This is a genomic window from Marinomonas profundi (assembly GCF_020694005.1).
Taxonomy (GTDB): Bacteria; Pseudomonadota; Gammaproteobacteria; order Pseudomonadales; family Marinomonadaceae; genus Marinomonas; species Marinomonas profundi.
On the sequence record NZ_CP073013.1, the window covers coordinates 1620896 to 1645615 of the forward strand.

At 48.0% G+C, this 24720-nt stretch carries 22 protein-coding genes; 14 read left to right on the plus strand and 8 right to left on the minus strand.

Features of this window, described 5'->3' with window-relative positions:
- The first annotated feature begins 76 nt into the window (after positions 1 to 76).
- The 5 genes from J8N69_RS07615 (at position 77) to phoR (ending at position 4868) form a co-directional block, all read left to right on the plus strand.
- Positions 77 to 1345 (plus strand): HDOD domain-containing protein, encoded by a 1269-nt coding sequence (locus J8N69_RS07615; protein ID WP_168823841.1) that lies wholly within the window; start codon positions 77 to 79, stop codon positions 1343 to 1345.
- A 6-nt stretch (positions 1346 to 1351) separates the two neighbouring features.
- Entirely contained in the window at positions 1352 to 1912 is a 561-nt protein-coding gene (locus J8N69_RS07620; RefSeq protein WP_168823839.1) for a chorismate--pyruvate lyase family protein, read from the plus strand.
- Positions 1909 to 2763, plus strand: a complete 855-nt coding sequence (gene ubiA, locus J8N69_RS07625) for a 4-hydroxybenzoate octaprenyltransferase (protein WP_168823837.1) — start codon at positions 1909 to 1911, stop codon at positions 2761 to 2763. The genes J8N69_RS07620 and ubiA overlap by 4 nt, the downstream gene beginning before the upstream one ends.
- An 84-nt stretch (positions 2764 to 2847) precedes the next feature.
- Positions 2848 to 3543: a phosphate regulon transcriptional regulator PhoB gene (phoB, locus tag J8N69_RS07630; protein WP_168823835.1), complete on the plus strand. Its 696-nt coding sequence runs from the start codon at positions 2848 to 2850 to the stop codon at positions 3541 to 3543.
- On the plus strand, positions 3540 to 4868 hold the full coding sequence (gene phoR / locus J8N69_RS07635) for a phosphate regulon sensor histidine kinase PhoR (protein WP_168823833.1): 1329 nt from the start codon (positions 3540 to 3542) through the stop codon (positions 4866 to 4868). The genes phoB and phoR overlap by 4 nt, the downstream gene beginning before the upstream one ends.
- Before the next feature lie 161 nt (positions 4869 to 5029).
- Here phoR and J8N69_RS07640 read toward each other — a convergent pair whose 3' ends face one another.
- Entirely contained in the window at positions 5030 to 5875 is an 846-nt protein-coding gene (locus J8N69_RS07640) for a response regulator (RefSeq protein WP_168823832.1), read from the minus strand.
- Positions 5875 to 6654 (minus strand): sulfate transporter CysZ, encoded by a 780-nt coding sequence (gene cysZ, locus J8N69_RS07645; RefSeq protein WP_168823830.1) that lies wholly within the window; start codon positions 6652 to 6654, stop codon positions 5875 to 5877. Before cysZ ends, J8N69_RS07640 begins: the two co-directional genes overlap by 1 nt.
- A 368-nt stretch (positions 6655 to 7022) precedes the next feature.
- Between cysZ and J8N69_RS07650 the strand changes: the two genes are divergently transcribed.
- The 7 genes from J8N69_RS07650 (at position 7023) to J8N69_RS07680 (ending at position 15083) form a co-directional block, all read left to right on the plus strand.
- On the plus strand, positions 7023 to 8633 hold the full coding sequence (locus tag J8N69_RS07650; RefSeq protein ID WP_168823828.1) for a peptide ABC transporter substrate-binding protein: 1611 nt from the start codon (positions 7023 to 7025) through the stop codon (positions 8631 to 8633).
- 119 nt (positions 8634 to 8752) lie between these two features.
- Positions 8753 to 9673, plus strand: a complete 921-nt coding sequence (gene oppB / locus J8N69_RS07655) for an oligopeptide ABC transporter permease OppB (RefSeq protein ID WP_168823826.1) — start codon at positions 8753 to 8755, stop codon at positions 9671 to 9673.
- A 12-nt stretch (positions 9674 to 9685) separates the two neighbouring features.
- Positions 9686 to 10612 (plus strand): oligopeptide ABC transporter permease OppC, encoded by a 927-nt coding sequence (gene oppC, locus J8N69_RS07660; protein WP_168823824.1) that lies wholly within the window; start codon positions 9686 to 9688, stop codon positions 10610 to 10612.
- A gap of 9 nt (positions 10613 to 10621) precedes the next feature.
- Complete coding sequence (gene oppD / locus J8N69_RS07665) at positions 10622 to 11611, plus strand: ABC transporter ATP-binding protein (protein ID WP_168823822.1); 990 nt, start codon at positions 10622 to 10624, stop codon at positions 11609 to 11611.
- A complete protein-coding gene (oppF, locus tag J8N69_RS07670) occupies positions 11611 to 12612 on the plus strand; it encodes a murein tripeptide/oligopeptide ABC transporter ATP binding protein OppF (protein WP_168823820.1) in 1002 nt (333 codons plus the stop codon). Before oppD ends, oppF begins: the two co-directional genes overlap by 1 nt.
- A gap of 134 nt (positions 12613 to 12746) precedes the next feature.
- Positions 12747 to 13277 carry a molybdopterin-dependent oxidoreductase gene (locus J8N69_RS07675; RefSeq protein ID WP_168823818.1) on the plus strand — a complete coding sequence of 177 codons (531 nt, stop codon included), beginning with the start codon at positions 12747 to 12749 and terminating at the stop codon, positions 13275 to 13277.
- A 3-nt stretch (positions 13278 to 13280) separates the two neighbouring features.
- Entirely contained in the window at positions 13281 to 15083 is a 1803-nt protein-coding gene (locus J8N69_RS07680) for a sensor histidine kinase (RefSeq protein ID WP_227804009.1), read from the plus strand.
- Positions 15084 to 15094: 11 nt separating this feature from the next.
- Here J8N69_RS07680 and J8N69_RS07685 read toward each other — a convergent pair whose 3' ends face one another.
- From J8N69_RS07685 to J8N69_RS07710, 6 genes are all read right to left on the minus strand, one after another.
- Positions 15095 to 15595 carry a GAF domain-containing protein gene (locus tag J8N69_RS07685; protein ID WP_168823817.1) on the minus strand — a complete coding sequence of 167 codons (501 nt, stop codon included), beginning with the start codon at positions 15593 to 15595 and terminating at the stop codon, positions 15095 to 15097.
- 177 nt (positions 15596 to 15772) lie between these two features.
- Positions 15773 to 16486, minus strand: a complete 714-nt coding sequence (gene phoU / locus J8N69_RS07690) for a phosphate signaling complex protein PhoU (protein ID WP_168823815.1) — start codon at positions 16484 to 16486, stop codon at positions 15773 to 15775.
- 14 nt (positions 16487 to 16500) lie between these two features.
- Positions 16501 to 17331 (minus strand): phosphate ABC transporter ATP-binding protein PstB, encoded by an 831-nt coding sequence (gene pstB, locus J8N69_RS07695; RefSeq protein WP_168823813.1) that lies wholly within the window; start codon positions 17329 to 17331, stop codon positions 16501 to 16503.
- 36 nt (positions 17332 to 17367) lie between these two features.
- A complete protein-coding gene (gene pstA, locus J8N69_RS07700) occupies positions 17368 to 19080 on the minus strand; it encodes a phosphate ABC transporter permease PstA (RefSeq protein WP_211084923.1) in 1713 nt (570 codons plus the stop codon).
- On the minus strand, positions 19080 to 21341 hold the full coding sequence (locus tag J8N69_RS07705; RefSeq protein ID WP_168823811.1) for an ABC transporter permease subunit: 2262 nt from the start codon (positions 21339 to 21341) through the stop codon (positions 19080 to 19082). Before J8N69_RS07705 ends, pstA begins: the two co-directional genes overlap by 1 nt.
- A gap of 132 nt (positions 21342 to 21473) precedes the next feature.
- Positions 21474 to 22442 carry a PstS family phosphate ABC transporter substrate-binding protein gene (locus tag J8N69_RS07710; protein WP_168823809.1) on the minus strand — a complete coding sequence of 323 codons (969 nt, stop codon included), beginning with the start codon at positions 22440 to 22442 and terminating at the stop codon, positions 21474 to 21476.
- Between the two features lie 367 nt (positions 22443 to 22809).
- Here J8N69_RS07710 and J8N69_RS07715 point away from each other — a divergent pair, with 367 nt between their 5' ends.
- Complete coding sequence (locus tag J8N69_RS07715) at positions 22810 to 23331, plus strand: TRAP transporter small permease subunit (RefSeq protein ID WP_168823807.1); 522 nt, start codon at positions 22810 to 22812, stop codon at positions 23329 to 23331.
- Complete coding sequence (locus tag J8N69_RS07720) at positions 23324 to 24712, plus strand: TRAP transporter large permease (RefSeq protein WP_168823805.1); 1389 nt, start codon at positions 23324 to 23326, stop codon at positions 24710 to 24712. Before J8N69_RS07715 ends, J8N69_RS07720 begins: the two co-directional genes overlap by 8 nt.
- Positions 24713 to 24720 lie beyond the last annotated feature (8 nt).

Here is a 24720-nt window from a genome sequence, read left to right on the forward strand (position 1 = left end):
TCTGCTATATTGACAAAAGCCCCTAACGGGGCTTTTTCATGTCAGTCACTTTAGACTTATTTTAATCGAGATATTTATGCTACCGCCAACCGACCGTCCGCTCAGTCAAAAATTGCGTGTTGTACATTTAGCGGATCATACTGGTCGTCTACAGGTGATTTTTCCTGAAAGCAACATGCTCGATATTGCGGCGGTTTCACGCCTTACCAAACGTCGCTTTGAACCCGTCATGAGCTTCCATAGCATGGGCGACCCTCTCATTAAGCCAAATAGCGTCGCCACGATACTGGAAGTCAGCTTATTAAAAGCAACCTCCGTCGCCATACGGACTCATCATGATGGTCAATATAAAGATCTGTGTGCTGCAGAATTGCAGACCTTATTCTCTGGGCCATTAAATCGTTTCGAACCGATTTCTCTGCCCACTCAACTCATCAAACATCCGGTAGACAACCACGAGAATGATGAAGAGCAAATACTGCAAGCATTAGGGCGATTCCAATCTATTCGACTCAAGCAGCGCCTAGAAGAAACATTAGAAATTCCGCCGTTGCCGGTCTCATCCCATCGCATCATCCGTCTCTCAACCGATAAGACAGCCGGAACCGATGAGCTATGCGATATCATCGCACTCGATCCAAGCTTAGCGGCACAAGTCATCAGCTGGGCGTCATCCCCTTACTATGGCGCGCCGGGCAACATAGAATCGGTGGAAGATGCCGTGATTCGCGTTTTAGGCTTCGATATGGTGATGAACCTAGCACTGGGACTGTCCATGGGAAACGGCTTCCAAGCGCCAGAAGACGGCCCGCGCCACTATGAAGATTTTTGGTTAGGCTCGGTTTCCAACGCGGTACTCATGGAATCCTTGGCAAAAGCCATGCCGGCACAACAGCGCCCTAAACTTGGCCATGCTTATCTCGCGGGTTTACTGCACAATTTTGGCTACTTAGCGATAAGCACTATTTTGCCACCGCATTTTTCGATTCTATCGCGTTATCAAGAAGCCAATGCTCACTTGCCCTCAGAGCTGATTGAAATGCAAATACTGCACTTCACCAAAGAGCAGTTAGGGTCGTGGTTATTACGTTATTGGAGCCTACCTGACAATATCTGGACCGCCATTCGTTACAGTAAAAAGCCCCATTATTATGGCGAACACGCCCTGTTAGCCAAGTTACTTTACCTCTCCCATCAGCTGCGCAATGACGGGGAGATTGACCCTTCGGTGTTATTAGAAATTGGGCTGACGCTTGAAGAAGCGCAAGCCTGTCGGGAAAAGGTCTATCAATCGTCAGCAGAGCTACATAAAATGGTCGCTTTGATCAATAAAATGAACACTTAACGTTTTATGACAATCATGAATCCTCTAGCCGCCCAACAATTTGACTATCGCTGGGCGCCCATTCATCGTGTTAATAAAACCAAGGCTCCCAAAACGTTATGGCCATGGCTGATCACTCACGCTTCTTTAACGACCAAGCTGCAATCCTTGGGAGAACTCACGGTCGAGGTGATTGAAGACGCTTGGGGCACGCCAACCTCTCGAGAAAAAAAACGCCTCAACTTACGCCCTAGAGAAGCCGCCAGAATCCGCACTGTGCTGCTCAAGGTAGACGGTAAAGCTGTCATTTATGCGCGCTCTATTATTCCCGCTAGGTCTTTACAAGGCCATTGGCGACAGGTAAAACATTTAAAAAACAAACCCTTGGGTGGTTATTTGTTCCAGCACAGATCACTCATTCGCAGCCCTATTGAAGTCACTCAATTACCAAAACGCATGTTCCCCGATCAGCACACCGCCTTATGGGCAAGGCGTTCTGTGTTCCACCAATATGGCCCTGGAATACTGGTAAATGAGGCTTTTTTTGATGAAATAAACCAACTAAAAACACCGTTTGGATTGTTATGAACAAACTTAAAGATTACGCAGAATTAACCCGATTTAACCGCCCTATTGGCTCTCTGCTGCTATTGTGGCCGACATTATGGGCATTATGGTTAGCCGCCGAAGGCCTGCCTCAGTGGCATCTGGTGATAATTTTTGTCATAGGCGTTTTTAGCATGCGTTCAGCCGGTTGTGTCATTAACGACTACGCCGATAGAAAAATCGATGGCTTTGTTGATCGTACTAAAAACCGCCCGCTGCCCGCGGGGCGAGTATCGGAAAAAGAAGCCCTAATGCTGTTTGCCGCACTGTCTCTTTTGAGTTTTATCCTGGTACTGTTTACCGATCTGCGGACGATTTTACTGTCGTTCGTTGGTTTGGGTCTTGCTGCACTGTACCCCTTTATGAAACGATATACCCATCTGCCTCAGCTTTTTTTGGGGTTAGCGTTTTCTTGGGCGATCCCCATGGCATACAGTGCACAAGGCGGCCATTTAGCAGACCCTGAACTGTGGATGCTGTTTGTCGCCAATTGCTTTTGGACCATTGCCTACGACACTTACTACGCCATGACAGACCGCCCAGACGACTTAAAAATTGGCGTCAAATCCACGGCGATTTTATTTGGCCAATATGACTTATTTGTCATCGTTTGCTTACAAGGACTGACCTTGTCTTTGATGACATGGATTGGTGTGCTGGCGGAACTGCATTGGCTCTATTTTGTGTCGCTGATCGTCTGTATCGGATTGTTTTATCAGCAATTTAAACAAGCAAAAGAGCGTGAACGCCAAGCCTGCTTTCGCTCCTTTTTAGACAACAATCGCGTTGGTTACTGTATCTTTATCGGTTTAGCAGTAAGCTATTTTATGTAATATATGGCAAAGTTGTGACAATGTAATCGAATTGTCACATTTGACCGCTTTAATAAAACCGTTCCTGAGATGAGGGTATATCCTGTGACCGGTAAAAAAGTATTAATTATTGATGACGAATCTTCCATACGCGAAATGATTGCTATTGCACTTGAAATGGCAGGTTATGAATATTTGGAAGCCGAAAATATACAACAAGCCCACGAAATCATCGTGGACCATAGGCCCGACCTTATTTTGGTCGATTGGATGATGCCCGGTGGTAGCGGTATCGAATTGACTCGTCGCCTAAAGAAAGACAGCACCACGGCCGAAATTCCGGTCATCATGCTGACCGCAAAAAGCGAAGAAGACAATAAAATCCAAGGCTTAGAAGTCGGTGCGGATGACTACATCACCAAACCTTTCTCACCGCGTGAACTGGTCGCTCGACTCAAAGCCGTGCTACGCCGAGCGACCCCTCAAGGGGTTGACGAGCCGATAGAAATAGAAGGCTTGCTACTCGACCCCATTAGTCAGCGCGTCACCATAGGCAGCCGCCCGTTAGACATGGGGCCGACAGAATACCGTCTACTCAAATTCCTGATGACGCACCAAGAACGTGCTTATTCACGGGCGCAGCTACTGGATCAAGTCTGGGGTGGCAATGTCTACGTTGAAGAGCGCACGGTTGACGTTCATATACGTCGTTTACGCAAAGCCATCGGTGGCTCCCATGATTTCTTGATACAAACCGTACGAGGAACAGGCTACCGCTTCTCAGCAAAAAGGTCTTTATGAAAACCATGTGGCGAAACACCATTATTGCTTGGCTAAGCGGTTTAGCCGCTTGCATTGTCATTGGCCTGATTATCGGGCAATTACTGGGTGTTTTGCTGCTCTACGTCTTAGGCTCTTTGTACTGGCAGCTTTATCAGCTGTATCAATTTCAGAATTGGTTACGCTATGCTGGCCGAGCGGCACCGCCAGAAGCCAGTGGCATTTGGGGCGAAGTGTTTGATGCCGTCTATCGGCTACAAAAAAAACAACGCAAATCCAAGCGCCGCATGCGCCAAGCACTAACCCGCATCGAAAGCTCCACCACCGCCTTAAAAGAAGGCGTCATCATGGCCGACAATCAAGGCAATTTAGAATGGTGGAACAATTCCGCCGCGCACTTTCTAGGTTTACAGCGCCCGATTGACCGTGGCCAAGCCATTACCAATATTGTGCGTAACCCAGAATTTTTCCGTTACTTCAGCCAAAAACGCTTTGGCGAACCATTAATTATCAAATCACCCGCCAAAGATGGCGTGTATCTGGAAATTCAAACCACGCTGTACGACAAAAACGACCACCTGATTTTTGTCCGTGACGTGACCCGCTTACACTTGCTAGAGCAAATGCGCAAAGACTTTGTCGCCAACGCCTCCCATGAGCTAAAAACCCCCCTTACCGTCATAAAAGGCTATTTAGAAACCCTCAGCCTGTTTAAAGACAACCTGCCAAAAAGCATGCAGAAAGGCATCGATAATATGTCTGATCAATCAGACCGAATGGAGCAACTCATTGAAGATCTACTCTTACTGTCGCGCTTAGAAGGCAACGACAAACGTGAGGAAAGTCAATGGTTTAACCTGATCGATGTGGTGCACGCAATCAGCAATGTCACCGCGCCTATGCTGACAGACAAACACACACTGTCTGCAGACATTCCTGACGATGCGCGCATTTATGGCTCTTATAAAGACTTATACAGCGCCTTCTCGAACCTGATCGTCAACGCCATTAAGTATTCACCCGATGGCGGAACGATTCAAATAAAGTGGGAATCCGGCGAGTTTAACGGCGTGTTTTCAGTGAAAGATTCAGGATTGGGCATAGAACCAAGATACATCCCCAGACTCACAGAACGCTTCTTTCGGGTTGATAAAGGCCGAGGTTCAAAAACCGGTGGCACAGGGCTTGGCTTAGCCATCGTCAAACATGTGTTATTGCACCATGACGCCAAATTACACATTCGCAGCCAACCCGGCGTAGGCAGTACCTTTTCTTGTTACTTCCCCGCCAATCGTACCCGAATCGATACGATTCCAGCGCTGCCAACTCCTATAGACAATAATTAAGGTTCGCCAAGTAATTAAGTGTACCCCAGCCTCCCCCTTTGCAAGGGGGAGGAGCTAGATCGACGCTCCACTTTTATCTTCAAGGGAAGGTGTTAGATTAAGATCTATTCCCTCCCCCTTATCTTCAAGGGGAGGGTTAGGGAGGGGTTGATAATGGGGATTTATAAGCTATCAAACAACCGGCTAATAAACGTCTCTTTTTCGCTGTCTTGGTCAATCAGGCTCAAGATCACGGTCAAGAAGGTGGAATCGTGTTTTTTCTCTGACGTAGCCACTGATTGAACATAGTAGTTGAGCCGGTTGACCTTGCTGTCAAACTCCAAATCCAATACGGCTTGCCCCAGTACTTGCGGCACCACATCGTCACTTTTAATAAACATGGTCGCTTCCATTTTGCTGAATTGAATAATCATGCAGCGAAATTGTTTGCCTTCAAAGCGCACCATAGTGGGTATTTTGACGTCTTTTACCGTGGGGACTGGCGCATCAGGCGTGGTGATTTTTGCGCTTTGAGCCGGAGCCGCTGACTTTCCGGCCCCCATCAATACATCCAACGACGCCGAGCTGACACCGCCCGGCGTATTCGACTCACGTGGCCGCTGAGAAGACAGTTTGTTCTCTATGCTGTGTTTCTTGGCCGCCGAAAAGACCTTATTGATAAGCTGCTCACTGGAAAAAGGCTTGCCCAGATAATCCGTCACGCCAGCCTGTACTGCTTCCACCACATGGCTTTTATCGCCACGGCTGGTAATCATCACAAACGGCACATTTTCTTTTTTATATTTGGGCTGTTCTCGACACCATTTGAGCAATTCCACACCCGTCATTTCAGGCATTTCCCAATCACACAACACCATATCAAATTGATGTTTTGTCATCATTTGCTGTGCTTTTCGACCATTTACCGCATCTTCTATCACACAAGCAGGAAACTGCTTACGCAACGTTCTGCGAATCAAATCACGGGTAAAAGAGGCGTCATCCACGACCAATATTTTTAACGACATCACAAAGTTCCATCAGTGCGATCCAGCCAGGTAGAAACCTTCTCCTGCTCAGATCTAAATACCGAAATCCACAATAGTGTGGCCGCAACAACGGCGATCGGCATCACAAATAAATTGAAAAAAGGAATAGTCAAACTGACCATCACCATTCCACCAAATGTCCAACATAACAAAGGCTTGGAGCGTAATGCCATTCTCATATTATGGAATGTCACCTTGTTATTATCAAAGGCGTAATCCATATACTGCAACGCTAACATCCAAGCAGAAAAAGACAATAACAACACAGGAGCGATCACATTCACAAGTGGAATAAAAGACAACAGCAGCAGTAATATAAAACGTGGCAGAAAATAACCTATTTTTTGGCACTCTCGCAGCAAACTACGCCCCACCATCGCCATGATAACGCCCATGGTTAAACGTTCATCAAACACCCTACCGGTTTCTTTTTCCTCTACTTTTTCCGCCAAAAAGGCCATAAAAGGTGCCGCCAAAATATTCACGCCCACCGAAAAGCTATAAAACAAAAGCACCGTAATAATGGCACCAAAAATAAGATAAAACAGCCAATTTAAAAAAGACACCCACTCCGGCACATACCCCATGGCGTAACCTAATAAGTCTTGGAAATACCCAAACGCCAGCATGTAAATAAGCGCCATCAAGGCAAAGTTGGCCAATAACGGAATCAATATAAACACCCTTAAATCTTTTGACAGAACCAAAGGCAACGCTTTCAGAAAAGCCCCTGCGGCTTTAAATGGTTGAGTAATCACGGTCTGTAACACCTTTTAATGTGAGTCGTTTAATGTGAATCGTTTAATAGAATCGCCGTAAGCGCCACAGAATATCATGACGACTTTCGCGGCTCCACAAAGCCTTTCAAATAACAAAGCCTTTCAAATGACAAAGTAGCGACCCGCTCGGTCTATGCGAATGCAACGCCTGCGCGCAACAAGCCCTTGCCATTAGGTTTTGACAAAACTGACATTTACTAGACGCATGACCCGATACGCAATTTCGATTGTGACCCTTGGCAAATTGATGAACTATGAAACCACAAGGCGGATACAAGAGTGCAGATATCACGCCTAACAATAAAAAATGCACGCACCAAATTTCACTCATAAGGAACTGAATAACAATGAAAAAAACATTGCTCGCCAGCGCCATTCTGGCCACCTCTCTTTTTGCTCTACACGCCCACGCCGCTGACGTCCCGGCTGGGGTCGAATTGGCTGCGAAACAAGAACTCGTGCGTGGTGGTGGTGCCGAGCCCGCCACCCTTGACCCACAAAAAATGGAAGGCACGCCCGGTTCGATTCGATCAAAAGACCTGTTCGAAGGGTTATATAACCAAGATGCCGACGGCAACCAAATACCCGGCGTTGCGACAAGCTTTGATGTAAACGCCGACAACACCCAATACACCTTCCACCTACGCAAAGACGCCAAATGGTCTAATGGCGACCCAGTAACCGCGGAAGACTTTGTTTACGCGTTTACCCGTGCCGTTGATCCGGCGCTTGCTTCGCCATACGCTTGGTTCATGGAAATCCCGTCGATTGTGAACGCCACTAGCATCATTGCTGGCGAAGCGGAGCCGTCAACCTTGGGCGTAAAAGCCCTAGACGCTTACACTTTCCAAGTGACCCTTGAGCGCCCTGTGCCTTACTTTGTCAAAATGACCTCGCACCAAACCATGTTCCCCGTCCCCAAAAAAGTGGTCGAGAAATGGGGTGATGATTGGACGAAACCAGAACACATGGTGTCGAACGGCGCCTATAAAATGGACGAATGGATCGTCAACGAGAAGATGGTTTTCACGCGTAACAAACACTATTGGAATGACGCCAAAACCATCATCAACCAGGTTACCTATTTGCCCATTGAATCGCCTAACGCCGAGCTGAAACGCTTTCAAGCGGGTCAAATGGATTTGAGTTATGAAATCCCAAACGACCACTTCAAACAGTTGATGCGCGATATGCCTGATAACGTTGTGGTGACACCAAAATTGGGGACTTACTACTACCAATACAACCTCACCAAAGCGCCCTACAATGACGTTCGCGTACGCAAAGCCTTGTCTTATGCCATCGACCGCGACGTGATTACCCAGTTTGTGACCGGCACAGGCGAGCTGCCTGCGTATTCCTTTACGCCAGAAGTGGTTAATGATTTCTCACCCGCCACGCCAGAATACGCCACTTGGACACAAAAAGAGCGTAACGAAAAAGCCAAAGCGTTATTAGCCGAAGCCGGCTACAGCTCAAGTAACCCGCTGTCTTTTAGCTTGCTGTACAACACCAATGAAAATCACAAGAAAATCGCCATTGCGATTGCCTCAATGTGGAAAAAAACCCTAGGCGTTAACGTCACCTTAGAGAACCAAGAGTGGAAAACCTACCTAGAAAGCAAAAAGCATCAGCAATTTGATATTGCCCGTGCGGGCTGGATTGGCGACTACAATGAAGCCTCTACCATGTTAGACCTGCTCACCACCACGCACGGTAATAACGACGGCAAATACAGCAACAGCAAATACGACCAGCTATTGCACGATGCTCGTACCATGCAGCACCCCGCTGCGAACTACAACCAAGCAGAAGAGATTGCCATCGAGCAAGACATGGCGGTCGCTCCCATCTACCAATACACCGAAAAACGTTTGGTAAAAAGCTACCTAGGTGGCTACATGCCCAATCCAGAAGACAACGTTTACGTGCGTGATATGTACATCATCAAGCACTAATTCGGCGTTGTGGTTCTGTGTTGAAAACCACCCCAGCACTTCGGTGCTGGGGACCTCTTGAACGCCCTACAGGTTCCTAGTATTAGCTGCCATTGATAGCGCCTAATCCGGTAATTTTTATGCTGACATTTATTTCAAAACGCATTTTAGAAGCCATTCCAACCTTGTTGATTTTGATCACGGTTTCTTTCTTCTTGATGCACTCTGCCCCAGGCAGCCCATTTTCCAGCGAACGTACCTTGCCGCCCGAAGTGTTGGCGAACATCAACGCCAAATACCACCTAGATGAACCGGTTATTAATCAGTACTTTTATTATCTCGGAGGCTTGCTGCAAGGGGATTTAGGGCCGTCGTTTCGCTATAAAGATTTCACCATTAACGAACTGATCGCGCAGAGTTTTCCCGTCTCGGCAGAAATCGGCATTTGGTCTTTTCTGGTCGCGCTTATTATTGGCGTGGGCTGCGGTATTATTGCCGCCTTGCGACAAAACTCATGGTTAGATTACAGCGTCATGGGCGTTGCCAACCTCGGCATTGTGTTACCGAATTTCGTTTTGGCGCCGTTGTGCATCCTATTTTTCTCCATTTATAACCAATGGCTCCCCCCCGGTGGCTGGAATGGCGGCGCGTGGCCTTACTTGGTGATGCCGGTGATTGCCATGTCCACCAGCTATATTGCGCAAATCGCCCGTATTACGCGTGGCAGCATGATTGAAACCATGCACTCCAACTTTATCCGTACCGCGCGCGCCAAAGGCTTGCCAAAATACCGCATTATTTTTCAACACGCCTTGCGCCCCGCCATGCTGCCCGTTGTTTCTTATCTTGGACCGGCCTTTGTCGGCATTGTGACCGGCTCGGTGATTGTTGACGTGTATTTTGGTACCGGCGGGATTGGCCAACACTTTATCAATGGCGCCTTGAATCGAGACTACTCCATGGTCATGGGCGTGACCATTTTGGTCGGCACCTTAACGATTCTATTCAATGCCATTGTCGACATTTTATACGCGCTCATTGACCCGAAAATTCGCTACTAAGGCCTTATCATTATGATGACTACAAAAGACAACATTCAGGCCGTCGAACAGTTCGCCGAAAAAGTGGTGGAAGTCGAAGGTCGCAGTTTATGGCAAGACGCGCGCCGGCGCTTTTTTTCGAACCATGCGGCGGTGACTAGCCTAATTATTCTGCTGATTATTACCGCGATTGCTTTGCTGGGGCCGTTTTTCAGCCCATGGAATTACGACGATATTGACTGGGAAGCCTTGTCTGACATTTCGACCTTAGGTCGTCCCAACATTGAGAACAGCCACTATTTTGGCACCGACACATTGGGCCGCGATATTTTTGTACGCACCATGCAAGGCGGGCAAATCTCCTTGTTGGTTGGCATCATGGGCAGCGTGGTGGCGATTGTGATTGGCACGCTTTACGGCGCAACCTCCGGTTACATTGGTGGACGTGTCGACAGTGTGATGATGCGTTTTTTGGAAATTCTGAATTCCTTTCCCTTCATGTTCTTTGTGATCATTTTGATGACCTTGTTTGGCCGTCACATCTTCTTGATCTTCGTCGCCATTGGCGCGATTTCTTGGCTCGACATGGCGCGGATCGTGCGCGGTCAGACCTTGAGCCTGAAAAACAAAGAATACATTGAAGCCGCCTACGCCTGTGGTGTGTCGACACCGAAAATCATCTTGCGCCACATTGTGCCCAACGTGCTTGGCATAGTGGTCGTTTACGCCACCTTGTTGGTGCCGAATATGATTTTATTAGAGTCTTTTATCAGTTTCTTGGGACTGGGCGTACAAGAACCCATGACCAGCTGGGGCGCGTTGATTTCTGAAGGTGCTCAGAATATGGAGATTGCCATTTGGCAATTGGCTTGGCCGCTTGGCTTCCTAGTGGTGACGTTGTTTTGTTTTAACTTCCTCGGCGATGGCTTACGCGATGCGCTTGATCCAAAAGACCGCTAAGGAGATTTTATGAGCTTATCCAGTAAAAAGCATTTATTAGACGTTACCAATCTAAAAGTAAACTTCAAAACACCCGATGGCTTTGTGACCGCCGTAAATGATCTGAATTTCACCTTGGCACAAGGCGAAACCCTTGGCATCGTGGGCGAATCTGGCTCAGGCAAAAGCCAAACTGCGTTTGCCCTAATGGGGCTGTTAGCGGGCAACGGCGTCATTGAAGGGGAAGCGCGCTTTAATGAGCAAAATATTCTGACCCTAAATGAAAAAGCCATGAACCGCCTTCGCTCTAAAGAAATGGCGATGATTTTCCAAGACCCAATGACCTCATTGAATCCTTACATGAAAGTCGGTAAGCAGCTGATGGAAGTCTTGATGCTGCACAAAGGCATGAGCAAAGCCGAAGCCTTTGAAGCCTCGGTAAAAATGCTCGACGCGGTAAAAATGCCCGAAGCGCGTAAACGCATGAACATGTATCCACACGAATTTTCTGGCGGTATGAGACAGCGCGTGATGATCGCCATGGCGTTATTGTGCCAACCCAAGCTGTTGATCGCCGATGAGCCAACCACGGCGTTAGACGTCACCGTACAAGCACAGATTTTAACCTTGCTGAACGAACTAAAAGACGACTTCAATACCGCCATCATCATGATCACCCATGATTTGGGCGTGGTGGCGGGCTTATGTGACAAGGTGCTAGTAATGTACGCCGGACAAACCATGGAATACGGCAGCGCAGAAGACGTGTTTTATCGTCCTACACACCCTTATACCCAAGGTTTGCTCAACGCCATTCCACGTCTGGATGCCAACGACGCAATGCTCTCGACCATTGCCGGCAACCCGCCAAATTTATTGAATTTGCCCTCTGGCTGTCCGTTTCAAGCGCGTTGCGAATTTGTTCAAGATCGTTGCTTAGAAAGCATGCCAACGCTGCAAGAGTTTGCACCGGGCCAACTGCGCGCGTGCCATAAATCTGTTGATGGGTGGGTTGCCTAATGAAGACTGAAAATAACGTACTAATGGAAGTCAATGATTTAAAAGTCCACTTCAACATCAAATCAGACAAGGCTTGGCCGTGGCAAAAGGGCCAAACGCTAAAAGCCGTAGACGGGGTCAGTTTAACCCTCTATGAAGGGGAAACCCTGGGGGTCGTGGGGGAATCTGGTTGTGGAAAATCCACCCTTGCCCGCGCTTTATTGCGCCTTGTGCCCATTACCGAAGGCAACGTGGTGTGGCTGGGACAAGACCTGACCGATCTGGACAAAAAGCAAATGCGCAGCAAGCGTCAAGAGCTGCAAATGATCTTTCAAGATCCTTTGGCGTCGCTGGATCCTCGCATGACGGTCGGCGATATCATTGCCGAACCCCTTAGAACCTTTCGGCCAGAGTTATCGAAAGCGGCGGTCAAAGCCGAAGTGCGTGCCATCATGGATCGCGTCGGCTTATTGCCGAATGTGATTAACCGTTATCCGCATGAGTTTTCAGGCGGTCAATGTCAGCGTATTGGTATTGCTCGCGCGTTGATCCTCAAGCCCAAGTTAGTGGTCTGTGACGAACCGGTTTCGGCGTTAGACGTGTCGATTCAAGCGCAAGTGGTTAACTTATTGAAAGAGCTGCAAGCGGAAATGGGCTTGTCTTTGGTGTTTATCGCTCACGATTTGAGTGTGGTAAAACACATTTCAGATCGCGTTTTGGTGATGTATTTGGGCAATGCGGTGGAACTGGCCAGCAAGCGCGCCTTGTATGATAACCCTCAGCACCCTTACACCAAGGCGTTGCTCTCTGCCGTTCCCGTGCCGGACCCAAGAATCGAGCGCGGGAAAAAAATCCAGCTATTAACCGGGGATTTGCCGTCGCCGATCAGTCCACCTTCTGGCTGTGTTTTCCGTACTCGTTGTCCTCATGCTAATGAAGGCTGCACGCAACAAAAACCCCTCTTGCAAGTGTTGTCTAGGGAACACCAAGCGGCCTGCTCACGGCTTGCTGAAATCGCTTAATCTCGACACCTAAGTCAAAAAGCCTCGCCGCTAAAGGCAAAAGAGGGATAAATAAGCCGCTTTAAGGTGACTCAACGCGGCCTATTTGACTATCATAGGCGCTATTTCCCATTGTGGTGTCGAGGAGTTCACCTATGCGCTTATCTTTTGTGGTCGCGGCTGTCTTGTTGTGCGGTACTTTGTTGTGCGGTACTTTGCGCGCCGTGGCGTCTGAAGCGCTCCCGTCGCCAAGCGGCCGTGTTTTGCTCACTGTGTCTGGGGCCATCCAGCAGACCAACGCGGGGGAAGAAGCGCATTTTGATATGGCCATGCTGCAAGCCTTGCCGCAACATACTGTCACCACGCATAATCCTTGGGCAAAAGGGCTGCATACTTATCGTGGTTTTTCTGCGGTCGATTTATTAGCACGCTTAGAAAGCCAAGGGACGCGGCTGCAAGTCACCGCGCTCAATCAGTATATGACCGAAATCCCGTTGGAGGATTTTACGGAGCAAGGCGCTATTTTCGCGACACACCAAGACGGTAAGCCAATGAGTCTTAGGAATCTTGGCCCAATCATGGTTATTTACCCATTCGATCAGCACGAGGAGCTAAAATCTGAGGTGTTTTATGGCCGCTCAATTTGGCAAATTTATCGAATAAAATCAGTGATATTAAAGGAGTAAACGGTGCAATTTTTTAAGGAAAAAATCTGGTTATCCAAATTCAAGCAACGGATGCTATACGGTTTTATCGCCCTCATTATCACCATTACCGTGGCGGTTTTCGGCATTATTACCAGCACCAGCGACAGCTCCAAAGACAACAGTCGGCGTATATTTGAAAGTTCATTGTGGAACGCCCTGCAGTTGCAAGTCCAATCGTATCGCCTGCTTAACTACTTGATAGAGCTGGATGAAAGCGACTACCCACTTAATGGACGGGCTTTTTTTGAGTACGATTTATTGATGAGCCGTATCGACCTGCTCAGAGAAGGGCAAGTCGGTTCGCTTATCCAAGGTTTTGAAGAAGGGCGAACCACCCGTTTGCTTAATATTATTAATGGCGAACTTGAATTGCTCAGCCTCAATTTATCGAAAATAGAAATGGGCGATCACAGTTACCTGCCTGAGTTAATCGTGCGTATCAAGCAAATCGAAGTACAGACCAATGAGTTTATTGCCTTGGTCAACAAGGGCAGTAACGAATACATTACCGATCAACACCGGACGCTGCAAAGAAACCTAGACTATATTCAGTTGCTTTCCATTGCGCTGTTGATCGGTTTGCTGTGTTTGTGCTTTTTTATCGTCAAAGGGCTAGCCGAATTAAATAAGCTCTTTAGACGTAATTCGCGCCTTGAAGTGAGCATCAACTCGGTCTACAAAGACAGAGCCGAGATGTTGGCGTTTATTCATCAGGAGATCCGCTCTCCCATTAACGCCATTTTAGGCATCGCCAAAACCTTACATGGCCAAAAAGCGCTTGATGTTCCAACGTCTTTGTCTACGCACATTGAAGAATCCGGGCAACAATTACTGCAAACGATCGGCATGTTTTCTGATTTAGCGCTGATTGACGCCAAGCAGCTTACCTTGTCTCCCACCACTGAAAATCTGCCCGCCATGCTGGAAAGCTATCTTGCGGAGCTAGAACCCCAGCTCACTCGAAAAGGGCTCATTTGTATTCTGTATATAGATCCGCAAATTCCGTCTCGTGTCCATCTCGACTTTGCCCGAGTAAAAGAGATTCTCATCACCCTGTTACAAAACGCCATTACTTATACTCCGTCAGGCAGCATTAGCTTGCAAATTAGACCCGCGACCTCAAATGCCGCCGTATTACAGTCGGCCAATGGCGACACCAGAGTCATGCAAATTGCGATTCGCGACACTGGGCTTGGTATGCCAACGGAGCTGCAGCATAATTTACGCGTAAACCCTTCTTTACCGATGCAACAAGAAGGCCCCTTGCTAAGCAAGGTCGGGGTAAGCCTAACCTTATGCCATAAGCTGGTGTATTTAATGAAAGGCGAAATGCATTTTTCTTGTGCGCCGGGAAAAGGCAGCGAATTCTGGGTGGATATTCCGTTTGATGTGACCAACCATGCCGCGTCAGACAAGTTTACGCCTTTCCTCTGCCCGCCAAACACTCAAGTCTTGGTGGTCGAAACCGACATTCATTTGGCAAAAATTATTGGCTTGCAATTGGCCAGCTTCAATATGGATGTCACCCTTTCAAAAGAAGGAGACCTGCAAGCAGAGATAGACGTCGATCTGGTCATTCTTGGCAACACCCACCACTTTAAACGCGAAGGCCTTGACGCCCTTGAACAGTGGCAAGAGCGGTCATGCCCGGTGCTTAGCTACCATCCTCAAGCCAGCCTGTTGACAGAGTTCGCGGTGATTCCTTTGCAGTTTCCGTTGACACAAAGTCAGTTTGAGCCCTTCATTCGCCGTATTTTTGCCCCACAGAATCATCCGGCGCCATAAGGGCATAAAAGCTACAAGGACCAACGGATATCCGTCGCCTCCACAAAGGTCTCAATAAACCCTTGCAGACCTTGCTGATCAAGCGCAGAAAAACGCCCCACCTTAGGGCTGTCGATATCAAACACCGCCACCAACTTACCGTCTACAACCAGCGGAATCACCAACTCAGACGCCGACGCCGCATCACAGGCAATGTGCCCATCAAAGGCATGAACATCATCGATGCATTGCGTTTGTTGCGTTGCCGCAGCATGGCCGCACACACCGCGGCCAAACGGGATTCGTGTACAAGCCACCTTGCCCACATAAGGCCCCAACACCAGCTCATCGCCTCGCACGAAATAAAATCCCGACCAATTTAGATCCGGAATCGTTTGCATCACAAAAGCGGAAAGCTGAGCCGCGTTACAAATAAGATCACGCTCCCCGCTCAGCAACGCCGCTAGCTGGGCATTGAGATCTGGGTAAAACGCGTCAATAGAATTCGTCGAATCGGCTGCTATGGTAAACATCGGATTGTTACCCCATTAAAATGAAAAACCGATGATAACAAACTCGGCCAGAGAGCCTAGTCATAATCCGGTATTTTTCTCGACAGACTAGAGTGGCAACGATAGAAATGAGGAGAGAGAGGAAAAACACCCTTCTCTTGGTTCGCATTACCGCCAACCAAGAGAAGGTCATAGCGCTTATTTGGCTTTGTAGTCCACTGTCAAATCGTTCACGTTCACATGACGAACGTCCACCCCTCTGACCATGAAAATCAAATGCTGGCAAGTATGACGCGCGTGATCGCCAATACGTTCGAGTGAACGAAGCACCCAAATCACGTTAATGACGCGGGAAATACTGCGCGGATCTTCCATCATGTAGGTCACTAAAGAACGCATCGCAGTGTTGTATTCTTGGTCCACCTCACGATCTTGCTTGGCGACTTTCACCGCCGCCTCAATATCTAAACGGGCGAAGGCGTCCAAGGCGTCATGAATCATGCGAGATACCATTTGGCCGATGCGATTGATCTCAACATAACCCCGCGGTGATTCGCCTTCACTGACTAGGTTTAACGTCAAATTGGCGATTTTCTTCGCCTCATCGCCGATACGCTCTAGTTCACTAACCGCTTTACTGATGGACAAAACCATACGTAAGTCCGAGGCGGCTGGTTGGCGTTTGGCTAAAATTCGTCGACATTCTTCATCAATCAAACCATCCAACTGATTCACGGTGACGTCTTGCTTCTTAACGTCTTCCGCCAAATCTCCGTTGCTATCGAGCAAGGCTTGCACCGCGTCTTGTACTTGATTTTCTACCACACCACCCATGGTCAAAAAATGTTGGCGTAATGCTTCAAGCTCATTATTAAACTGCTGAGAAATATGATCCGTGATTAATTCTTTCATAATGCGTCCTCCGCCTAGCCGTAGCGGCCCGTGATGTAATCTTCTGTTTGTTGTTTTTCAGGGTTGGTAAACAAGGTATTGGTATCGCCAAATTCCACCAAATCGCCTAAATACATAAACGCCGTGTAATCCGACACCCGCGCCGCTTGTTGCATATTGTGCGTCACGATGGCGATGGTAAATTCGTTCTTGAGCTCATGGATCAGCTCTTCGATTTTTAACGTTGAAATAGGGTCCAATGCGGAAGCCGGTTCATCCAACAGAAGCACTTCTGGCTTGACCGCGACCGTACGCGCAATCACCAAACGCTGTTGCTGACCACCCGACATGCCCAAGGCGCTTTCGTGCAAACGGTCTTTTACTTCATCCCACAACGCCGCAGAGCGCAACGCCCATTCCACGGTTTCGTCTAGCAAACGCTTATTATTAATGCCTTGGATACGCAGACCGTACGCGACATTTTCATAAATGCTTTTGGGGAAGGGATTAGGTTTTTGAAACACCATACCAATACGACGACGCAACTCAGCCACATCCGTGCCTTTGGCATAAATATTGTCGTTATGAAGATTAATCGCACCGGTAATTCGGCAAGTATCCACCAAATCATTCATACGGTTGAAACAACGCAATAGCGTCGACTTACCACAACCAGAAGGCCCGATAAAAGCCGTTACCTTTTTCTCAGGGATAACCATATTAATCCCTTTTAGGGCTTCTTTATCATCATAATAAAGATGCAAGTCATTCACCGACAAGCAAACCGTTTCGTCTTCAATACGCAACGCCTGTTGGCTGCGTTGCATGGCCGAAATATCAATAGAATGTGTTTTTACGTCGCTCATACTGTTCTCTTCTTAAAGTAAGATCTTCTTAGCCGCTTACATTTCCAGCGATTTGTATTTTTCACGTAGGTGGTTTCGAATGGTTACCGCTGATAAATTCAGCAAGGCAATCACAATCACAAGCAATAGAGCCGTCGCGTACACCAGTGGGCGCGCCGCTTCCACATTCGGACTTTGGAAACCGACATCGTAGATATGGAAGCCTAAATGCATGAATTTTTGATCTAAATGGATAAATGGGTAGTTACCATCTAACGGTAACGACGGCGCCAATTTCACCACGCCCACCAGCATCAATGGTGCCACTTCACCGGCCGCACGAGCCACCGCCAAAATCACCCCAGTCATAATCGCTGGACTCGCCATCGGCAATACAACACGCCATAAGGTTTCGGCTTTGGTTGCGCCCAAGGCCAAGCTGCCCTCACGCACATTACGAGGAATACGCGCCAAGCCTTCTTCGGTTGCCACAATCACCACCGGCAAGGTTAGCAACGCCAGCGTCACCGACGCCCACATCAAACCACCGGTACCAAAAGTCGGTGATGGCAAGGCTTCGGGGAAAAACGCTTGGTCAATACCAGACCCTAAGAAGTACACAAAGAAGCCCAAACCAAACACACCGTAAACAATCGATGGCACACCCGCTAGATTGTTTACGGCAATACGGATAATGCGCGTCAACCAACCTTGAGAAGCGTATTCACGCAAATACACGGCGGCCACTACACCAAACGGCGTCACTAAGACGGTCATCAATAGCACCATCATGACCGTACCAAAAATCGCCGGAAACACCCCACCTTCGGTATTGGCTTCGCGGGGTTCGTCCGTTAGGAATTCCCATAATTTAACAAAGTAAAAACCAATCTTCTCAGGCACACCCATGGCATTGGCGCGATACGCATGAACAATTTTCGCCACCGCGATTTCATGCACAGAACCATCCATCACCTGAACCGTAAAGGTGTCACGGTTAATTTGCTCATAAAGGTCAATCAAACTTTGCTGAAGCCCTTGGTATTCTTCATCGTACTGACTGCGTTCAACCGCAAGATCCGCTTCCGCTGCTGGCGTTAGCTCGCCTTTTAACTCAAGACTACGTTGCTTTAAACGAATACGCTCAAGGCCATAATTGATCTTTCCGATATCATTTTTTTCTATTACTTTGATTTCTTCATGAATCCTAGCGGCGCGCTCAATACTTTGCTCAAACACTTGCCAAGTGGCTAATGCTGACGCCGTTGGATCAAGGTCGGCCGTCGCAGAAACCACTTGTCCGTTTTCTTTCACCGCTTGCAGATAACCGTATAAGTTACCCCATTCATAACGCTCCGCGGTAAACAACATCTCTGGGCGTTTAGTCTCGGTTAGATATTCGTCAACCACCCAACGAAAATCCGCACCGTACACGTCACGGTTACCGGTTTTCATCAGTGTTCGTAACATCAACTGATGTTCATCTGGGATAGCGATGCCCGCTTCACGCAATTGCGTCGCTGGCACCTCAACGCTTTCCACTCGTTCAGCCACTATGTTGTAGGCTGGTTGGCCTGGCAAAGCATAATGTGCTTCCACCACGTCGGCAGGCCAGAAATGTCCTAAGCCGCGCACCGCGATCAATAACAACAAGCCAACCACCATGATGACGGAAATCGCCACCGCGCCCGCATTCAGCCACACCCATGGGTCACCCGCTTTGACCCATTCGGATACGGACTTTTTCTTCATTTTTATTTCAATACTCATTATAGCGACCCGTATTTTTTGCGTAGGTGCTGACGCACGGTTTCAGCGATTGTGTTCACCACAAAAGTAAAGATAAAGAGCACAAACGCCGCTAAGAACAAGACACGATAGTGCGAGCTGCCCACGGCCGATTCTGGTACTTCCACCGCCAAGTTAGCCGCCAAAGTACGCATGCCTTCAAAGATATTGAAGTCCATAATCGGCGTGTTACCCGTTGCCATCAGTACTATCATGGTTTCCCCAACAGCACGCCCCATACCGATCATCACCGCGGAGAAAATCCCTGGGCTGGCAGTCGGTAAGACCACGCGGGTCATGGTTTGCCAATAAGTTGCCCCCAACGCCAGCGAGCCTTGAGTCAGCGACTTAGGCACACTAAAGATGGCGTCTTCGGTAATCGAGAAGATGGTTGGAATCACCGCAAAGCCCATGGCAAAACCGACCACCAAAGCATTACGCTGGTCAAAGGTAATGCCCAGATCATTGGTAATCCAGCCACGAATATTGCCATCAAAAAAGCTCAATTCGATCGCCGGACTCACCGCCAAACAAAGCCAAACAAGCAACACAATCACCGGAATCAATAACAAGGGTTGCCAGCCATCCGGCACCAACCAACTGATGCTCGTCGGTAAACGAGACCATAAATAAGCAAACAACAGGATCCCCACCGGCAAAACGACCAACACACTAAATGTCGCTGCTAGGTTTTCTTCCATGAAGGGCGCAAAAAACAACCCCGCTAAGAACCCCAAAATCACCGTGGGCAAGGCTTCCATTAATTCAATCACTGGCTTGATTTTGCGGCGCAACGCGGGCGCCATAAAGTAAGCCGTGTAAATCGCCCCACAAATCGCCAAGGGCACCGCCATTAACATGGCATAAAACGCCGCTTTAAGCGTACCAAAAGCCAACGGCGTTAAGCTGTACTTTGGTTCGAAGTCATTGTTGGCTGCCGAAGACTGCCAAGTGAACGTCGGCTCTTGATAACCTTCGTACCAGACCTTGCCCCAAATAGACGACCAAGACACTTCTGGGTGCTCATTGTCGACGTAGAAAAAATGCAACCCTTTGCCGTCTTCCAGTAACAACCCATTGGCGCGAGGTGAAAAACTCATCAGACGAGCGGTGCCATCGGTTAATTTCTCGTCGACAACTTGACGAGTAGAAGTGGCATTATAAATCGCCACGATGCCACGCTCATCCAAGGTCGCAAAGCCTTTACGACGTTGCTCCATGGCGACATTGACTAACCCAACGGGCTGCTTTACATCACGAATAAAGGTTAAATGCTCTTCATTGGTTGCGTTATCTCGCACATTAAACCACTGACTAACACGACCAGAAGAATCCGCCACCATGATAGAAGACTGACCCAACAAATACGTCATGGACACCAGCTTAGCGTCGTCTTTTAACAGGGAAATATTGTCTTTGAGCTCAATGTCATCAAAGTCGCGCAAGTCAAACTCGCTCAACTGACCAGAACGAGTGGCCACGTACAAATAACGCTGATTACCACTGATTAAGACACTTTCGACCTCGTTTACAAATGGCAACGACTGACGCTGCTCGCTTAACTCCACTTCTTCAGTGATAAAGTTAACGTCTTTCGATACTTTAGTAATGGCGCTTTTACCGTCGCCAATCGCCACCATGGTTAAACTGTCAGAGCCGTCGCGCAAACTCATCTTATTGATGGCAAAGTCCGCCACATCAATAGGCTCTTCGCCGTAAGGGTACTCGACAACAGGGGTGATTTTGCGTTTGTCATCTGGATAAGAAATACGGTAATCGTGTTTTACAATAAGCGCTTTGCCGTCTTCATAACCAAACGCCATCAAACGACTGGTGTCAGACTCCACCGCAAAAGCGGTCACTTTAACGTCAGCGCGGAGGTTATCGACCGTACTGATAACATGACCATCGGCAATGGAAAAAAACACGATGTTGCCAAGATTGGTCACCCGCATGCCGACTTCAGATTGCTCTTCCGCCGATAAATACAGGCTGTCGCCTTTCTCTTCTGCTGGCACGGCATAACTGGCCTGCTGTTCAATGGTGGCGCCAGAGAACAACGGCATCACCTCGTACAGTAAATAAAAGCAGATCAGCAACACAGCCAAAATAACACTGTTGCCGCCAACTGCGATGCCCATGCTAGCCATACGGTCTTTCAGGGCGCGAATTTTACGATGACGCTTAAGAGCTGGCGTATTAAAGTCCAGTTCCGGCATCTGATGGTCAGTTGATTTAGTCATCCGCATTCATCTTTGTTGTGTGACGTTTCTTATGTGACAGTAGTGTGACAACCTACGAAGCAGAGAAAGTAGGAGAGCGTTTCGGCCCTCCTACTTTAATCAACTTATAACGTAAGCCCGCTACAACCTTGCTTAGTTAATACCTAGATCTTTCAGGTATTTATTAGCCACTTTTGCTGGTAGAGGAACATAACCGTCTTTGACGACAACCTCTTGACCCGTTTTAGACAAGACCATTTTAACGAACTCACGTTGCATTGGTTCTAATGGCTTGTTTGGCGCTTTGTTGATGTAAACGTAAAGGAAACGAGACAATGGGTATTTACCCGTTGACGCATTTTCTGGTGTCGCGGCAACATAAGCATCACCTTCTTTCTTCGACAAAGGCAAAGCACGGACAGAAGACGTGGTGTAACCAATACCGGAATAACCAATACTGTTTAGAGACGTCGATACTGACTGCACCACAGACGCTGAACCTGGCTGCTCGTTCACGCCGTTCTTAAAGTCACCTTTATAAAGCGCGTTCTCTTTAAAATAACCGTAAGTACCAGACACTGAGTTACGACCAAAAATCTGAATGTCGCGGCTTGCCCACGCACCCGTTAGACCCGCTTTGCCCCAGTTGTTGATGTCTTCGCTGTGGCCGCCTTTACGAGTAGAAGAGAAAATCGCATCCACTTCTGGAAGAGACAAACCTTTTACTGGGTTATCTTTGTGTACGAAAACCGCTAGCGCATCAATCGCCACGGGAATCGCCGTTGGCTTGTAGCCGTATTTCTTCTCAAAATCCGCGATTTCTTTGTCTTTAAACGCACGCGATGAAGGACCAAAATTAGACGTGCCTTCAGTCAAGGCTGGTGGCGCAGTAGAAGAACCCGCCGCTTGAATTTGAATGTTAACATTTGGGTATAAACGCTTAAATTCTTCTGCCCACAATGTCATCAAGTTCGCTAGAGTGTCCGAACCGATACTGGAAATATTGCCCGAAACGCCACTTGCTTTACTGTAAGAAATCAAATTTGGATCAACATCCGCAACCGCGTTAGCAGAAACACCTACTGCTGCTGCCATTGCCATACTCGCAACTAGTTTTTTCATCACATAAACCTCAGTGGTTGTAGTCAAATTTTTATGAGCAAGTGCCCATAGCTCGTTCGATGTTTTGTACTATAGAAAAGTTATGTGACAAAAATGTTAAAGCGTGAAATATTTCAAAAAAAATCTGAGCGGTTGCAGAATCAATAGAAAATCAGCGCTGGCTTTAATAAGTATCAACTACCCTCGCCCCAGTGTTTTTTATCAATTTTGCCATCAAAAAAAGCTAATTTCCGTCAAATGTTCTCTAACTTGCCGTTTCGAACCATTCGCAATATTCCCAAGCGTGGTGTTATCCAATAAACTAACCGTCCGGATTTTCTGGCTATACGGAGCCAGATAATAACGATTAAACACTGTGGGTATTTTCATGTTCAACAAATTGGTCTGCTTGGCTGAGGCGGTTTCCCATTACACGGGGCGATGCGTGGCTTGGTTTACATTAGCGATGATGCTATTTACCTGCCTCATCGTGGTTCTGCGCTATGGTTTTGGCATTGGTTCTACCGCATTGCAGGAGTCGGTTCTTTATTTGCACGCCATGGTCTTTATGTTAGGGGCGGCTTATACCTTTAAAGATGACGAGCATGTGCGTGTCGATGTTTTTTACCGTGGCTTCTCTGCCACCAAAAAAGCGTGGGTAAATATCATTGGGGGGCTTTTCTTTCTATTGCCTTTCACGCTTTATACCACGTATTTAAGTTGGGACTATGTCAGTGCCTCTTGGCGGGTATTAGAAACCTCTCCAGCCCCCGGCGGTTTACCGTTTGTCTACCTGCTAAAAACCCTTATTCCCATCATGATGGTCAGTCTAATTCTTCAGGGAACAGCGGATATTATTAAAAATATAGCTATCGTTAATGCGGTACGAAAGGACAAAACTAATGGCTGAATTTATCCCTTTATGGCTCTTCGCTGGCGTTTGTGTCTGCTTGCTATTTGGTTACCCTGTGGCGTTTTCTTTGGGCGGCACAGCGTTGATTTTTGCCGCTGTTGGCGCGATGTTCGGCACTTTTGACAGTGTTTTCTTAGAAGCTTTGCCCAACCGTTTATTCGGTATTGTGGGCAACGAAACCCTCATTGCCGTGCCGCTTTTTGTATTAATGGGTGTGTTGCTCGAAAAATCCAAGCTGGCTGAAAAGCTGCTCGATTCGATGGCCATGCTGTTTGGTACCTTGCGCGGAGGTCTGGGCATTTCGGTTATTTTGGTCGGCATGTTATTAGCCGCCAGTACCGGCATTGTTGGCGCGACGGTCGTCACCATGGGGATGATTTCCTTACCGACTATGATGCGCCGTGGCTACGATCCTGCATTGGCGGCCGGCACTATTTGCGCGACGGGCACCTTAGGGCAGATCATTCCACCCTCTATTGCCTTGGTGTTATTGGGCGATGTGATGTCCAATGCTTACCAAAAAGCGCAGTTGGACATGGGGATTTTCTCGCCTAAAACCGTTTCTGTAGGCGACTTGTTTGTCGGCGCGTTAATTCCGGGCTTGATACTGGTTGGTCTGTACATTTTTTACGTCGCCATGGTGGCGTGGTTACAACCTCATAAAGCCCCTGCTGTGCCTCGTGAAGAGTTACGCAATGGTTCGACGGAGCCATTGGCGATTTTACTATTAAAAGGCTTGGTGCCACCTTTGGTGCTGATCTTCGCCGTATTGGGTTCGATTCTGGGTGGTATTGCGACCCCCACCGAAGCCGCTGGCGTGGGGGCTCTAGGTGCCGCTCTGCTGGCGTTAGGAAGCGGTAAGCTCAGCTTAGCCACGCTAAAAGATGCCGTCTATTCGACCACCAAAGTCACCAGTATGGTGTTCATGATCCTGATCGGCGCTTCGTTATTTTCGCTGGTGTTCCGTGGCTTTGGTGGCGAAGAGTTGATTCAAGACTTTTTCTCACAGCTTCCTGGCGGCGTGGTGGGCGCGATGATCGTCGTTATGTTGCTGATGTTCTTCCTTGGCTTCATTCTAGACTTCATTGAAATCACCTTTGTGGTTGTGCCGATCGTTGCGCCAGTCTTGTTGGCCATGGGCCTAGACCCTGTGTGGTTGGGCATCATGATGGCGATTAACCTACAAACGTCTTTCCTTACCCCGCCCTTTGGCTTTGCGCTGTTCTATTTGCGTGGTGTGGCACCACCTGAACTGAAAACCCAGTCTATTTATAAAGGGGTGCTGCCGTTTATTCTTATCCAAGTTTCTGTGTTAATAATGTTGTCGATCTGGCCAGATCTAGCGACTTGGCTACCTGAACAAGTCTATGCAGACTAATCTATCGA

Coding starts and splice junctions, on each gene's coding strand:
- pstA (WP_211084923.1), bottom strand. CDS start 19,080: ATGAGTATTGAAATAAAAATGAAGAAAAAGTCCGTATCCGAATGGGTC.
- J8N69_RS07615 (WP_168823841.1), top strand. CDS start 77: ATGCTACCGCCAACCGACCGTCCGCTCAGTCAAAAATTGCGTGTTGTA.
- oppB (WP_168823826.1), top strand. CDS start 8,753: ATGCTGACATTTATTTCAAAACGCATTTTAGAAGCCATTCCAACCTTG.
- J8N69_RS07710 (WP_168823809.1), bottom strand. CDS start 22,442: ATGAAAAAACTAGTTGCGAGTATGGCAATGGCAGCAGCAGTAGGTGTT.
- oppF (WP_168823820.1), top strand. CDS start 11,611: ATGAAGACTGAAAATAACGTACTAATGGAAGTCAATGATTTAAAAGTC.
- pstB (WP_168823813.1), bottom strand. CDS start 17,331: ATGAGCGACGTAAAAACACATTCTATTGATATTTCGGCCATGCAACGC.
- J8N69_RS07685 (WP_168823817.1), bottom strand. CDS start 15,595: ATGTTTACCATAGCAGCCGATTCGACGAATTCTATTGACGCGTTTTAC.
- J8N69_RS07650 (WP_168823828.1), top strand. CDS start 7,023: ATGAAAAAAACATTGCTCGCCAGCGCCATTCTGGCCACCTCTCTTTTT.
- oppD (WP_168823822.1), top strand. CDS start 10,622: ATGAGCTTATCCAGTAAAAAGCATTTATTAGACGTTACCAATCTAAAA.
- J8N69_RS07675 (WP_168823818.1), top strand. CDS start 12,747: ATGCGCTTATCTTTTGTGGTCGCGGCTGTCTTGTTGTGCGGTACTTTG.
- ubiA (WP_168823837.1), top strand. CDS start 1,909: ATGAACAAACTTAAAGATTACGCAGAATTAACCCGATTTAACCGCCCT.
- phoU (WP_168823815.1), bottom strand. CDS start 16,486: ATGAAAGAATTAATCACGGATCATATTTCTCAGCAGTTTAATAATGAG.
- oppC (WP_168823824.1), top strand. CDS start 9,686: ATGATGACTACAAAAGACAACATTCAGGCCGTCGAACAGTTCGCCGAA.
- phoR (WP_168823833.1), top strand. CDS start 3,540: ATGAAAACCATGTGGCGAAACACCATTATTGCTTGGCTAAGCGGTTTA.
- J8N69_RS07620 (WP_168823839.1), top strand. CDS start 1,352: ATGACAATCATGAATCCTCTAGCCGCCCAACAATTTGACTATCGCTGG.
- J8N69_RS07705 (WP_168823811.1), bottom strand. CDS start 21,341: ATGACTAAATCAACTGACCATCAGATGCCGGAACTGGACTTTAATACG.
- J8N69_RS07715 (WP_168823807.1), top strand. CDS start 22,810: ATGTTCAACAAATTGGTCTGCTTGGCTGAGGCGGTTTCCCATTACACG.
- J8N69_RS07720 (WP_168823805.1), top strand. CDS start 23,324: ATGGCTGAATTTATCCCTTTATGGCTCTTCGCTGGCGTTTGTGTCTGC.
- J8N69_RS07640 (WP_168823832.1), bottom strand. CDS start 5,875: ATGTCGTTAAAAATATTGGTCGTGGATGACGCCTCTTTTACCCGTGAT.